Raw genomic sequence first — 13,270 nt, forward strand, 5'->3', positions numbered from 1 at the left:
GGACGGGACGCCAGTGTCACACGAGTCCCCGTGGGGCGGAAGGGCGAACTCGGTGCGTGGCCGTGCGGTGACGCAGACGAACGAGTGGCGCCGTCTCCGGTCCGGGGAGCCGTCCGGCGGGCAGGGGACGGCCCGGGTAGCGCGACAGCAGGAAGTCGGCGGCGTCCCGGACCGCGTCGGAACCGGGTTCCCGGCGGGAGCCGGTGACGACGGTCATGGGGTCTCCCGGGCGGTGGGGCGAGCGGCCGGGGAGGTCAGGGCCGTCTCGATGCGGTCCACGGCGGCGAACGCGCCGTACGCGACGAGGTGCACCAGGCAGTGGTCGGTGTGCTCGGGCCGGCGCCACGCCGCGACGTCCGCGTCCGTGATCCGGTACGGCGCGAGCGCGACCAGCAGCGCAAGCCGTGCGCCGGGTCGCTCCCTCCGGTCGGGAAACGGGTCCGGCGTGAGGGGCGGGTGCGAGCCGTCCCAGTCGCGCAGCGTGGCGCGTACCAGATCCTGGTCGTCGGCTTCGAGGAGGCCGGCGCCCATCGGGGCGGTGGCGCCGAGTGCCGCGTACGCCGGGCCGACCGGTGTCCCCGCCGCCCACGCCGGCCCCCGGCCGGGGTCGTCCAGCAGGGGGAGGGAGGCGCCGGGCACAGCGGTTCGCCGTACGGTGCGGGACAGCGAGCGGCCCGCCAGGCTCCGCACCGGGCGCAGACGTTGCGCGCCGGCCGGCAGCAGCGTCTCGGTCACCAGGGACGACACGACGCGGTTGATGAAGTGGAAGGCCAGCACGGTGCCGAGATAGCCGGGAGCCTCCTCGTGCGGGAACGGGTACGGCTCGCGCGCCGCTCCCGGAACGCGGGTGCGTCGCGCCCAGTCGAGTACGCGCGCGTGCCGCTCGTCCGCCGGCTCCTGCCCCCTGGCCAGCCGTTCGGCCAGGGCGTGGTCGCCGGTGGCGTGCAGCAGCATGGTGTGCGCGTCCACGCAGAACCGGCACTTGTTGGCCTGCGACACCCCGAAGGCGGCGACCTCCTTGCCGGTGCGGTCGCCGGGACCGGCGAGCAGGGACTCGCGCATCAGCGCCCAGGCCGGGGCGACGAGCGCGGGCGCGGAGGAGAGGGCCACGAACGGGGCGGGTTCGGGAATGCCGAAGTCCCGCGCCGCCTGCGCGTAGACCTCGGCGACGTGGCCGGTGGCCGCCTTCGGGGGCAGCGGTTCGGTGTGACGGAAGGGTGTGGGCATGCACAGCAGAGTGCGCCGCCGGGCTGCCCGGCGTCGTCGTACGGCCGGATGCGGTCGGCACTGCGCCGCCGGGGCCAGGACGGGCGGTGGACTACTTCGCCGGGAGTAGTCCGCAAGCCGTCCACAGGGCCGACGCGAGTGTCGGCCAGGACGCATAGGGTGCGGGCATGAGTGGGCGTCAGATCGATCGCGGACGGCTCGCCGACGTGGTCCTCGCGGCCGTCGTCGGCGCCCTCGGCACGGCGGTCGCCGCCTTCGACGACGACACCACGGCACTCGACCACGTGCTCGTCGCCCTCGCCTCGGCGGCGCTCGCCTTCCACCGCGCCGCCCCGCGCGCGGTGCTGGCCGCCGCCACCGTCCTCGGCACGGCGTACGTCGTGCACGCGCACCCCGGCCCGCTGTCCGCGCTGCCCGTCCTGGGCGCCGTGCACACCGCGGCCCGGGTCGGCCACCGGGGCGTCGCGGCGGCCGGGGGCGTCGTGTTCCTGGCCGGGTACGTGGCCACCGGCCCGGGCACGCAGCACGCGGCCGAACGGGCCGGACTGCTCGCCGGCTGGTTCCTGTGCGCCGTGGTGACCGGTCTCGCCGACCGGAACTGGCAGGCGTACCTGCGCCAGACCGAACAGCGTGCCCTGGAGGCGGAGCGCACCAGGGAGGAGGCGGCCCTGCGCCGTGCCGGGGAGGAACGGCTGCGGATCGCCCGCGAGTTGCACGACTCGCTGACGCACAGCATCTCCATCGTCAAGCTCCAGGCGGGCGTAGCCGTCCACCTGGCGCGCAAGCGCGGCGACGAGGTGCCGCCCGCGCTGCTCGCCATCCAGGAGGCCAGTGGCGAGGCGATGCGCGAGCTGCGCTCCGCCCTCCAGGTGCTGCGGGCCGACGAGCCGGCCGGCACCCCGGCCCTGCTGGTCGAGCGGGCCCGTGCGGCGGGGCTCGCCGTCGACCTCACGGTCACCGGGGACGAGCGCCCGCTGCCCCGGGCCGTCGACCGGGCCGCCTACCGCATCGTGCAGGAGGCCCTCACCAACGCGGCGCGCCACGCCGGACCGGCGAAGGTGCGGGTCCGCATCGACTACGGCACACGGAACACGACGGATCACGCGACGGATCGCACGGGGGATCGGATGGGGGAGCTGACGATAGGCGTGGACGACGACGGGGCCGCCGATCCGGCCCGCCCGCCGGTGCCCGGCACCGGCCTGACCGGCATGCACGAACGCGTCAGCGCCCTCGGCGGCACCCTGCGCGCCGCCCCGCGCGCGGAGGGCGGCTTCTCGGTGCGCGCACGGCTTCCGCTGGGGGAGACGGTATGAGCGGCGTCGTCCGGGTCGCGCTCGTCGACGACCAGGCGCTGATGCGGGCCGGTTTCCGGGCGCTGCTCGACGCCGAGGAGGGCATCGAGGTGGTCGGCGAGGCAGCCGACGGGGAACAGGGGGTGGCGCTGGTGCGGGCCCAGGTGCCCGACGTGGCCCTGGTCGACGTGCAGATGCCGGTGATGTCGGGCATCGAGGCGACCCGCCGCATCGCCGCCGACCCGGCCCTCGCCCCCGTACGCGTCGTCATCCTCACCAACTACGGGCTCGACGAGTACGTCTTCGAGGCACTGCGGGCGGGGGCCAGCGGCTTCCTCCTCAAGGACACCGAGCCCGCCGACCTGCTCCAGGCCATCGACGTGGTGGCACACGGCGAGGCCCTGCTCTCCCCGTCGGTCACCCGCACCCTGATCGGCGAGTTCGTCGCCCGCCCCCCGGACCGGTCCACCGCGCCCGGCCTGGACTCCCTCACCCGCCGGGAACGCGAGGTCACCGCGCTCGCGGCGCGCGGCCTGAGCAACGAGGAGATCGCCGCCCACATGGTGATCAGCCCGCTGACCGCCAAGACGCACATCAGCCGTGCGATGACCAAACTGGGCGCCCGCGACCGGGCCCAACTCGTCGTGTTCGCCTACGAGTCGGGCCTGGTCGCGGTGCGCGGCACGGCCTAGGAGACACAGGGCGCCTCAGGGCACCCGGGCGGTCCACTCGGCCGAGGAGAACTTGGCGCGGGCCAACTCCCGGGCCCGGGCCAGCTCCTCGTCCGTCACCTTGCCCTGGCTCAGCCCGTACCGCCCGCCGAAGGAGGAGATCATCCGCTCGATCACGGCCTCGCGCGCCAGACCGGTCTGCCGGCGCAGCGGGTCCACCCGCTTCTTCGCCGACTTCGTGCCCTTGTCGGACATCTTCTCCCGCCCGATCCGCAGCACCTGAAGCATCTTGTCCGCGTCGATGTCGTACGACATGGTCACGTGGTGCAGTACGGCGCCGGGCCCGCCTCCGGGACCCACGACGCGCTTCTGCGCGGCGCCCGCGATCTTGCCCTGGTCGGTGGCGATGTCGTTCAGCGGCTGGTACCAGGCGCGGATGCCCATCTCGCCGAGCGCGCCGAGCACCCAGTCGTCGAGGTAGGCGTAGCTGTCCTGGAAGGAGAGGCCCTGCACCAGCGCCTCCGGCACGGACAGGGAGTAGGTGATCGTGTTGCCGGGCTCCACGAACATCGCGCCGCCGCCGGAGATGCGGCGCACCACCTCGATGCCGTGCCGGGCGGCACCCTCGGGGTCCACCTCGTTGCGCAGCGACTGGAAACTGCCGATGATCACCGCCGGGGCGCCCCACTCCCACACCCTGAGTGTCGGCGGCCGCCGGCCCGCGGCGACCTCGGCGGTCAGCACCTCGTCCAGGGCCATGTGCAGGGCGGGGGACTGCGCCCCCTCGTGGATGAGCTGCCAGTCGTAGTCCGTCCAGTCCGTGGCGTGCGCCAGGGCGCGGCGCACGGCGATGCCGACGCCCTCCGAGGTCAGCCCGTACATGACGGTGCCCTCGGGCACGGCCGCGTCGATCCGCGCGGCCAGTCCCGTCGCGTCCGTGTCCGCCGGGGCGCCCTCCAGCGCGCGGTTCACGGCGTCCAGCGCCTCGTCCGGTTCCAGGAAGAAATCGCCCGCCACACGCACGTGCCGCAGCACGCCGTCCTCGGCCTCCACGTCCACGACGACCAGCTTGCCGCCGGGGATCTTGTATTCACCGTGCACCGTTCCGCCTCCGTTCCGCATCCGGGCACAACAGCGCGCCCGGCCGGTGTGTTCCCGCCCTGTCCCCGGTCGTGCGCTCACGCAACCTGTTCGGCCACCCGGTCTCCGACGGGCACGGTCAGCCGCACCTCGGTGCCGCCGCCGCGCGCCGGCCCGACGACGAGATCGGCGCCGATCAGCAGGGCGCGCTCGCGCATGCCGCGGATCCCGGCGCCCTCGGCGGCCCCGCCCGAGTCGTCGAAGCCCCGGCCGTCGTCCCGTACCCGCAGCCGGACGGCGTCACCGGCCCGCTCCAGGGTCAGCATCACCAGGCGGGCCCCGGAGTGCCGGGCCGCGTTGGTGAGGCCCTCCTGGGCGACCCGGTAGAGCACCAGGTCGGCGTTGTCGCCGAGACGGGGCAGGCCGGAGGCGATGTCGTGGCGCACGGTCAGCGAAGGCCCGGTGAACTCGTCCGAGAGCGACCTCAGGGCGCTGCCCAGGCCCAGCTCCTCCAGGACCCCCGGGAGCAGCCGGCGGGCGATGCGGCGGATCTCGTCCAGGCTGGCCCGGGTCGTCTCCTGCACCTGCGAGAGCTGCTCGCGCACCTCGTCGGGCGCCTGGTCCGCGACCCGTTTGAGATCCAGCAGCACGGCGGCGAGGGTCTGTCCCACCTCGTCGTACAGCTCCTGGGCGACCCGGTGACGCTCGGACTCCTGCGCGCTCAGCGTGCGGGCGGCGCTCAGGGCGCGTTCGGCCTCCAGCCGGTCGAGCATGGTGTTGAAGGTGGTGATCAGCTCGGCGATCTCACCGTCGCCGTCGACCTTGGGGCGGACCCGCGGCCGCAGCAGATCGGTCGTGGTCATGGCCCGCGCGAGCTGGCGCAGCGGTCCGAGGCCGATCCGCAGCAGCAGGACGTTGGCGATCAGTATGACCACCAGACCGGCTGTGAGGATCGCGGCCTCGGTGAGCAGGACGGGGGTCGACACGGTGACCGGTCCCAGCAGCAACGCGGTCGCCGCGATCAGCACCACCGAGTTGAACAGCGAGATTCTCCAGAACAGGGGCACGGCAGCAGCGTCCGGGACGCGCGCCGGGGGAGTCCATCGGTTCGCACACCCATTTCCCGCCCGCACCGGCACCTGGGGCCTGTCTGACCATTCCCGTCTGCCGTGCGACGCCATGCACGCTCCCCCACTGCCTCAAGGGCGTGGGAGGTACCCCCACTCGCACGCACCTGACGCCGCGCGGCCGCCCTTCGGGCGACGACGCGAATTGTCAGACAGGCCCTAGCGGCCGGACGGACGGCCGCTCCCGCCGGGAGGTCGTCGCCGCCGACACGACCTGGAACGAGCACTCCCACCCGTGGCACGAACTGCTCTGGAACGCCCACGGCGCGGCCACCGCCGTGGTCGGCTCCCAGGTCTGGTGCGTCACACCGACGCTCGGCCTGTGGATGCCCGCGGGGCAGCTGCACTCGGCCTCCGCCGTCGCCGGAACTCAGGCTGCTCCTGGACCGGCTGGGGGAGCCGGAACTGCCGCCGTGCTCCCGGGCCGGCCCCTCCGACCAGCGCACCGGCTGGACCGGCGCCCGCCCGGCGATCTGGACCGGCGGTGCGGCCTGTGTCGCGGCCGTGGGACTGCTCACCGCCGCCCTGCCCCGGTTGGTCGGCTACGACGCCCGCACCGACGAGGACGCCCTGCGCCGCGCCCGGGAGGGCCACGGACCGCGCGCCGAGGAGCCGACCCCGAGGTGAGAACGACGGACCGCCGCCGGCACGGACGTACCGTGCCGGCGGCGGTCCCCCGGGGGGCGCCCCGGGGTCGTGGCGGGATCAACCCGAGGTTCGTTCCCACTCGCGTGCCGGTGTCCAGAGACCGCCACCGTCACCGCCACCGGCACCACCACCGCCACCGGCCGTCCCGCCGCCGGTGTCCCAGAGCGCGCCCGGCCGGTGCGGATGCCGCTCCGTCGGCCGGAAGCCGACCGTGTAGGTGCGGGTGTACGCGCCGTTGGCCGAGGTCACCGTGATGGTGCGGGTGGTGAAGCCGCGCTGCGAGGACGAGACGGTGGAGCTGCCTTGGACCACCTTCACCCGCGCACCCGACGCCGCCGTCACGGCACCGACGGCCGGGATCCGCCCGCGCTTCGGCCAGTCCACGACGTACGTGCTCACCTCCGGATCGAACCCGTCGAGCGCCACGCCCCCGACGGTGATCGCGGCGGCGTCGGCCACACTGGCCTCGGTCGCGTCCGAGAAGTTGGTCACCGTGACCGAGCCGTCGGCGTTCACGACCACGTCCGCCGCCATCGCCGCCGCCAGGTTGATCCGCTGCCAGCCCGGCCCGCCGGACCCGGTGAGGTCGAGCGGGTACCCCGAGTCCGTCGCGGTCTGCTCCAGGACCTGGGTGCGCTGTTCCGCGCTGAGGTCCGGGAAGGCCGTGATCAGCAGCGCCGCCGCGTCCGACGGCGCGTCGAGAGCCTGCCCGGCCCGCCCGGTGCGGGAGAACCCGTAGGTCAGCCGCTGGGTGTACCGGTCGACCTGCTGCGCCGTGCTCAGCCCGGCGTACGGGTCGCCCGCGCAGTCCGTGAGCGTGTCGCCGTAGCCCTCCTCCTCGCACCGCGCGAGCAGCACGTTCTCGATCTCGGTGTGTGCCTGGCCCAGCAGCTTGGCGAACTCCGGGTCCGCCCAGCGGTGCGCCACCGTGGCCTGGGCCGTGATGCGGCCGCCCATGACGTCGAGCGGGTAGTGGAACCCGAGGACGATCCGGTTGTCCCCGTACTCCGAGGTGCGCGCCAGGATCGACGGCGCCAGGTCGGGCAGCAGCGTGGCGAGGATCGTCCCGGCCTCGTAGCCGCCGTAGGTGTGACCGCTCGGGTACGAGCCCTGTCCCGCGAGGCCGCTGTACGAGCTGTCCTGCGACTCGTAGATCGCCCCGCCGTCCCCGGCGAAGCCGAGCCGCACGTACGGGCGCAGGTACTGGTAGTGGTTCTTCGCCGCGTCGTGGGTGTCGAGGTTCTCGTTGACGCGGGCGAACAGCGCGCTGGTCTTGGGCAGTCGGCCCTCCTTCAGGGCTTCGCCGTACAGCGGGCCGAGCCGGGAGCCGAGGCCGTCGGCCATCGTGACGGTGGCGCTGTTCGACGCGTCCACCTCGGCGCGGTCGACCTGCTGCCGCGTCGCCGCGTTGTTGACGCTCACGGTGATCCTGTCGTTCTCGGCGCCGAGCGCGGTGCCCGCGGGCACCCGGGAGTTGGCGCCGAGCGTGGCGGGGCCGAGGTCGTCGAAACCGGAGAGCAGGTGGGTGAACCAGTCGGATCCGTCCCCGGTCTCGGGCCACGCGTCCGAGGCGTAGGCGGCGTCGAGCGTGTCGTCCGGGAAGGGGGACGGCTCGTAGTCCGCCGGATCGGTGGCCGAGGTGGCCGAGGTGGCGGACGCGGCCGAGGCGGTGGGGACCGTCGCGCCGGGGTCGTCCGAGCTGCCCGCCCGGGTCACCGCGGTCACGGTGGCGGTGTGGGCCCTCGCCCGGCCCGCCGACGTGAGCAGCGCGGTGGAGGTGGTGCCGGAGACGTGCGCGGTGGTTCCGTCGTCGAGGACCACGGTGTAGCCCACGACCGGGAAGCCGCCGTCGCCGGCCGGCCGCCAGTTCACCCGGACCCGTTCGCCGTCGGTGACCACGCCCGTGACGGTCGGGGCCTGGGGCCGGTTGTCGCCGGTGACGGCGGGCTGCGTCGTTGCGCTCCAGGGCGAGTCGCCGAGGGCGTTCACCGCGCGGACCCGCGCCGTGTACGACGTGCCGTCCTTCAGCCGGGTGAACACCGTGCTCCGGCTGTCCGGATCGGCGATCTCGACCTGGTGGCCGCCGCTGAGCGTGATCTCGTAGCCGGTGACCGGCGAACCTCCGTCGTCCTCCGGTGCGGACCAGATGACCTGCACGCTGGTGCCGGAGGGGCCCGCGGACACCGCGCCGGGCGCCGCCGGCACTGTCCTGCGCTTCGTGGTGAGCGAGGACCTGGCGCGATCGAGGGCCGCGTACCGTTCGGTGAGGGTGCGGTCCGTCGCCGCCTCGTCCGCCACGGCCGTCTTCGCCGCGGTGAGCGCCGTGGTGAACGCCGTCCACGAGGCGTTGGTGTAGCGCTCGTCGCCGAGTGCGGACGCCGCGGCGACCAGGCTCTCCAGCCGCAGTCTCGGCAGCGGCACCAGCTGGTTCGCGGCCAGGGTCAGGCTCCGGGTCCGCAGGTCGGCCTCGAGCTGCGTCGCGTCCCCGGCACCGAGGAGGTCGCGGGCGGCGGCGAGTTCGCGCCGGAACACCCCGAAGTCGATCGTGCCGTACCGGTCCGCGTCCTCGGCCAGGTCCTCGTACTGCTCGATCGCCTTGCGCAGCGCGGACAGATCCGTCTGCGCGGGCGCCTCGACGTGGCCGAAGGTGACCTGGCCGAGGTTGGCGACGTAGGGGTGCGAGGAGTCCGCGTTCGTGGTCAGCCGCAGGTGCACGGCGTGCGTGCCGGTGATCGCCTGCGGCAGGGTCAGGCTGGTCGTCCCGCCCGACGACCACGAACTGCCGGTGACCGGCAGCGGGATCGTCGCGTACGGCGTACCGGGGGAGCCCGCGTCGAAGGAGCCCAGGTAGAGCTGGACGGCGGAACCGGTGCCGCAGCGCGCGGAGTTGTTGACGTAGGTGAGCGTGACGGTGTTCTTGGCCGAGTCGCCGAAGTCGACGTCCCCGTAGTCGAGCCAGGCTCCGTCGTAGGTGCCGCCGAGACTGGTGGCGGAACCCGCGTCGCTCCAGGTGGCAGGCTCGCTCTTGAGCCCGCCGCCGCTGTTGCCCTCGAAGGCCGTGGCGTCGAACACCACCGGGGCGTCCGCCTGCCGCGTCAGGGTGAGCGAGTGGACGTTGGCGACGTAGGGCTGCGCGTCGGTCTGGGTGCTGGAGACGAAGACGGCGTAGACGTCCCGCGTGCCCTCGAAGACGTCCGGGTCGAGCCGCACGCTCGTGGACGCCACGGTGCCCCAGCCCGAGCCGGTGTAGTCGAGCGGGACGGTGACGGCCGTCGGGCCGTCCTTCGCACCCAGACGCAGTTCGATGTGCGAGTCCGACGCCGCGCGGGAGCGGGGTTTGTCGTAGGCCACGGTGAGGGTGTCGGCGCCGTCACCGAGGACGGTGTCCCGCCACTCGGCCCACGCACCGTTCGTCACGTTCTCGAAGACGCCGCCCGAGAGCTTCAGCGGGAGTGAACCGTCGCCGGTCGAGGTGGTGTTGGCCGTGGTCAGCGTGGCGAGTGTCGTGATCGGGTCGGACGAGGGGGCTGCTTCGGGCGAGAACTGGTACCAGTCGAAGTTCGACACCCACTGCTGCCCCGAGGGGGCGTGGAACACGAACGTCGCGCTCGACGCCTCCAGCAGGGCCTCCGGGTCCGAGACCGCCGCCCGCACCGTCGTGTAGTACTGCCAGCCGCCGGTCCCGGGCAGGGAGACGGTGGCGACGACCGGCCCGTCGGCGTCCCCGGCGTGGATGTCCACGCTGCTCGGCGGCGCCGTCGCGGCCTGCGAGTTGGCGTAGCGCACGGAGACGCTCCGCGGGGCGACCCCGCCGAAGTCGAGGTCCGTGTACTGCTCCCAGGCGCCCTCGGTGACGCCGCCGAGGTCGCCGTCCGAGTGGAACGCCTCCTTGACGAGGCTGGGCCCCTCCATCCGGTCGGGGTCCTCGGCCTGGAGGACGGCGTAACCGCCCTCGTCCAGGGTGAGTGCGTCGACGGCGGAGCGCAGCGCGTCGTGCGCCGCCATGAGCGTGCCGGTGGGGGAGGCGGAGTCGGCGAGGACGGTCCGCGCGCGTTCCAGCGCCGTGCGGAAGATGCCGTAGGAGCCGTCGGAGTAGTTGCCCTCGCGCACCAGGGAAGCCTCGTCGACGAGGGCGGCGAGGTGACCCCGGTGCACGGCCGCGGCCGAGACGACCAGCGGGTCGGTCACGGACACGCCGGTGCCGGTCACCGTGGAGGCCGGTGTGCCGTGCGGGAAGGCCCGGTCGCGGAAGGTGATGCCGAAGCGCGCGTCGGTCCTGGTGGTGCCGGTGAGCTTCAGCGACGCGGTGCGCCTTCCGGTGACCCGGAGGTCCGCCGTGACCCCGCCCGGGAGGCCGGTCACGCTCGCCGCGCCGGTCCGGGTGAGGCTGGTGCCCTTCCGCGCGGCGAACGACGCCCTGCCGGACAGGCGGAGTTCGACGCTCGCGTCGACGGTGCCGTCCGCGGCGGTGCCCACGGTCTGTGGGCGGGCGGAGACGACGGTCGTCCCCCTGCCCGGCCCGTTGCCGTCCTCCCCGTCGCCCGAGTCGGTGTTCAGCGAGTACGCGGGCTCCGTGCGGGCGCCCCAGGACGAGGGCTTGGAGCCCATGTCGAACTTCAGGGTGCCGCCGGCGACGATCTGCGAGTAGTCGAGCCACGTGTTCGAGAACCGCTTGCCGTTCAGCGCCGCGCTCTGCACGTAGTAGTCGTCCGGCGAGACCCCGTCGGCCTCGACGGTGAACTCGGCGCCGTTGGCGTAGGTGATCGTCGTGGAGTCGAAGAACGGGCTGCCGATCTGGAACTGGCTGGAGCCCGCGGTCACCGGGAACAGCCCGAGGGCGGCGGCGACGAACATGGTCGACATGGTGCCGGCGTCGTTGTCCATGGTCGGCAGGAAGCCGTCCGGGGCCAGTTCGTAGGCCTTGGTCTTCACCGGTGGCCTGAACTCGCCGCCGGAGCTGGGCGCTTCGTTCGTGGAGCCCGTCGCGATGTACCGGTTCCAGGTCTCACCCGTGTAGATGGCGCGCACCCACTTCTGCGTCAGGCTCGGCTCGCCGACGTAGTTGAAGAGGTAGGGGGCCTGGAGGTCGATCTCGTTGGCGTTGGAGTGCAGCATGGTCGAGCCGTCGTCGGCGTCGGAGTCCTCGCCGAACATGTGCCGGATCGCGGCCCGGCCGGCCTGCTCGCCGCCCATGGCCTCGATGAGGCCGCCCATGTCGTACGCGTCGTACCAGTGGTACTGCCAGAGCGTGCCCTGGTAGAGCCTGGCCTCCTCGAACTTCTCGTAGTCGGCCTTCTGCCAGTCGCCCTCGCCGTCGCGCGGGGTGAGCAGACCCACCCCGGTACCGTCGGGCGCGGTCCAGGCGCCGGGCTTGACCAGGTTGTCGGTCGCCATCGTCGCCTGCTCGCGCAGCTTCTCGGCGTCCGCGTCCTCGCCGAGCGCGTCGGCGATGACGGACAGCGCCCACTGGTCGTAGCCCCGCTGGACCGTCGTGCCGGGGTCACCGGCGACGTAGCCCTGCCGCAGCTGCGTCCCGGTGTAGTAGCCGGTGTACGACTTCAGCGCCGGATAAGCCTCGTCGAGCCGGTCGAAGTCCTTGAACCCCTTCGACAGGGCGTCGGCGATCACCACGGCCGAGCGCTCCCAGCGCACCGTCGGCACCGAGTGGGTGAGGCTGCCGAGGCTCTTGCCCGCGGCGTGCGCGTCGGCGAAGAGGATCACCGCGGACTGCACCATGTCCCGGTAGGTCGCCGGGTCGATGTAGGCCTCGACCGAGTACTTGCGGAAGTCGTCCCAGGTGGACCAGCCGTCGTAGTACGTGAAGCCGTTCGCCTCGTGCACCGCGCCGTCGACACCGCGGTACGTGCCGCTGGTGCTGGTGGCGTTCACCGGCAGCGCGTACATGCGGTACAGGTGCGTGTAGAAGTGCCTGGTGAGCGTCGAGTCCGGGTCGGCCTTCCTCGAGGCCTTGACCGCGACGGCGCCGAGCGTGCGGTTCCAGTCCGCCTTCGTCTGCGCGCGCACGTCGGCGAAGCTGCGGCCCGCCACCTCGTTGTGCTGGTCGGTCGCGGCCTGTTCGGCGCTGATCGGCGACAGCGTGACGCGCAGCTCGATGTCGTCGCCGTCGGCCTCGTCGAAGCCGAGCACGGCGCCCGTGTCGGTGCCGTCCTGTGCGGTCGCCTCGCTCAGCACGCCGTCGTCGCCCCAACTGCGCAGCGAGGTCACGGGGACGTTCGTGGTGGCGTAGTAGTACAGGCGGTACGAGGCGCCGTTGAAGGACCCGGCGACGAGCCCGCTGATCGCGGTCGTCCCGTCCTTCAGCTTCGTCGTTTCCAGGGTCGAGCGGGTGCGGCTCGTGAAGTTGTTGGCGAGGTCGAGGACGAGCTGGGGCTTGGCTCCGTCGGGGAAGCCGTACCGTTCGAGCGCCGTGCGGGTCGTCGCGGTCATCTCGGCGTCGATGGTCCCGGCGGGGGACCCGAGCCCCACCCGGTAGGAGCCGGGCGACGCGCTCTCGTCGTCGTGGCTGTAGGGGTGCGCGTAGGTGCTCGTGGCCGGGCGGCTGTCGTACTGCTGCGAGGTCGGGACGACCAGCAGGTCGCCGCCGCCGCCCGAACCGCCCACGCCGTCCAGGTTCGTGGCGGTGAACCCGGCGATGTGGTCCTCGTTGTAGTCGTACCCCGAGTGGTTGCGGCCCGGGGTCGTCATCGGGTTGACCTTGGCCAGGCTGTGCGGGGCCTGGGCGCCGGGAAGGTCGTTGCCGTCGTCGCCCGCGGTGGACACGAACGGGTCGACGAGCTTCGTGTAGTCCGTTCCGCCGGACGTCTCACCGGCCGACGGCGAGGCCTTCGTGACGGGCACGGCGACGGCGCTGCCGCCCGTCAGCGCGGCCAGGCCGAGTGCCCCGGCGAGCACCGCCGCGACCGTGGCCCGCAGGGCGGCCCGGGGGCTGGACGACCGTATCGGCGGTCTCTTGGATCTGTCGGGCATGACGAGCACGGACCCTTCCCTGTTGGACAACGTTGTCAAGCAACTTCCGGAGCGTGCGCTCCGGGTGAACGCTCCGCCATCACATAGGGAGAAGTCATACAACGGGGAAACGGAGTTCGTACAGAGGTTCACCCGGTCGCGAGCGCCGTGGGCGCGGGCCGCCGCCACCCGGTGTCCACGTAGTGGTATTTGCCGATTGCGTGCGGCCCCTCGGCAAGATGTCCGCGGGCCCGTG

The 13,270-nt window shown here is 73.2% G+C and carries 6 protein-coding genes and 1 pseudogene; 3 read left to right on the plus strand and 4 right to left on the minus strand.

The window, feature by feature from the left end:
• Positions 1-213: 213 nt before the first annotated feature.
• The gene (locus ACFYZ3_RS29990) at positions 214-1,227 is read right to left on the minus strand and encodes a carboxymuconolactone decarboxylase family protein (RefSeq protein ID WP_388524114.1); all 1,014 of its coding nucleotides are present in this window, start codon (positions 1,225-1,227) and stop codon (positions 214-216) included.
• Between the two features lie 167 nt (positions 1,228-1,394).
• On the opposite strand from ACFYZ3_RS29990, the gene ACFYZ3_RS29995 reads away from it, so the two are divergent.
• The gene (locus ACFYZ3_RS29995) at positions 1,395-2,543 is read left to right on the plus strand and encodes a sensor histidine kinase (protein ID WP_388524117.1); all 1,149 of its coding nucleotides are present in this window, start codon (positions 1,395-1,397) and stop codon (positions 2,541-2,543) included.
• Positions 2,540-3,214 (plus strand): response regulator, encoded by a 675-nt coding sequence (locus tag ACFYZ3_RS30000; RefSeq protein ID WP_388524120.1) that lies wholly within the window; start codon positions 2,540-2,542, stop codon positions 3,212-3,214. The genes ACFYZ3_RS29995 and ACFYZ3_RS30000 overlap by 4 nt, the downstream gene beginning before the upstream one ends.
• Positions 3,215-3,229: 15 nt before the next feature.
• Here ACFYZ3_RS30000 and ACFYZ3_RS30005 read toward each other — a convergent pair whose 3' ends face one another.
• On the minus strand, positions 3,230-4,294 hold the full coding sequence (locus tag ACFYZ3_RS30005; RefSeq protein ID WP_388524123.1) for a biotin/lipoate A/B protein ligase family protein: 1,065 nt from the start codon (positions 4,292-4,294) through the stop codon (positions 3,230-3,232).
• A gap of 77 nt (positions 4,295-4,371) precedes the next feature.
• Complete coding sequence (locus ACFYZ3_RS30010) at positions 4,372-5,340, minus strand: HAMP domain-containing sensor histidine kinase (protein ID WP_388524126.1); 969 nt, start codon at positions 5,338-5,340, stop codon at positions 4,372-4,374.
• A 507-nt stretch (positions 5,341-5,847) separates the two neighbouring features.
• Here ACFYZ3_RS30010 and ACFYZ3_RS30015 point away from each other — a divergent pair.
• A pseudogene (locus ACFYZ3_RS30015) lies at positions 5,848-6,027 on the plus strand (MFS transporter); the annotation flags it as partial.
• Positions 6,028-6,105: 78 nt separating this feature from the next.
• On the opposite strand, the gene ACFYZ3_RS30020 reads toward ACFYZ3_RS30015, so the two are convergent.
• Positions 6,106-13,035, minus strand: a complete 6,930-nt coding sequence (locus ACFYZ3_RS30020; RefSeq protein ID WP_388524129.1) for a glycoside hydrolase domain-containing protein — start codon at positions 13,033-13,035, stop codon at positions 6,106-6,108.
• Positions 13,036-13,270: the final 235 nt, after the last annotated feature.

Origin of the sequence: Streptomyces sp. NPDC001599, assembly GCF_042893535.1 — a bacterium.
Taxonomy (GTDB): domain Bacteria; phylum Actinomycetota; class Actinomycetes; order Streptomycetales; family Streptomycetaceae; genus Streptomyces.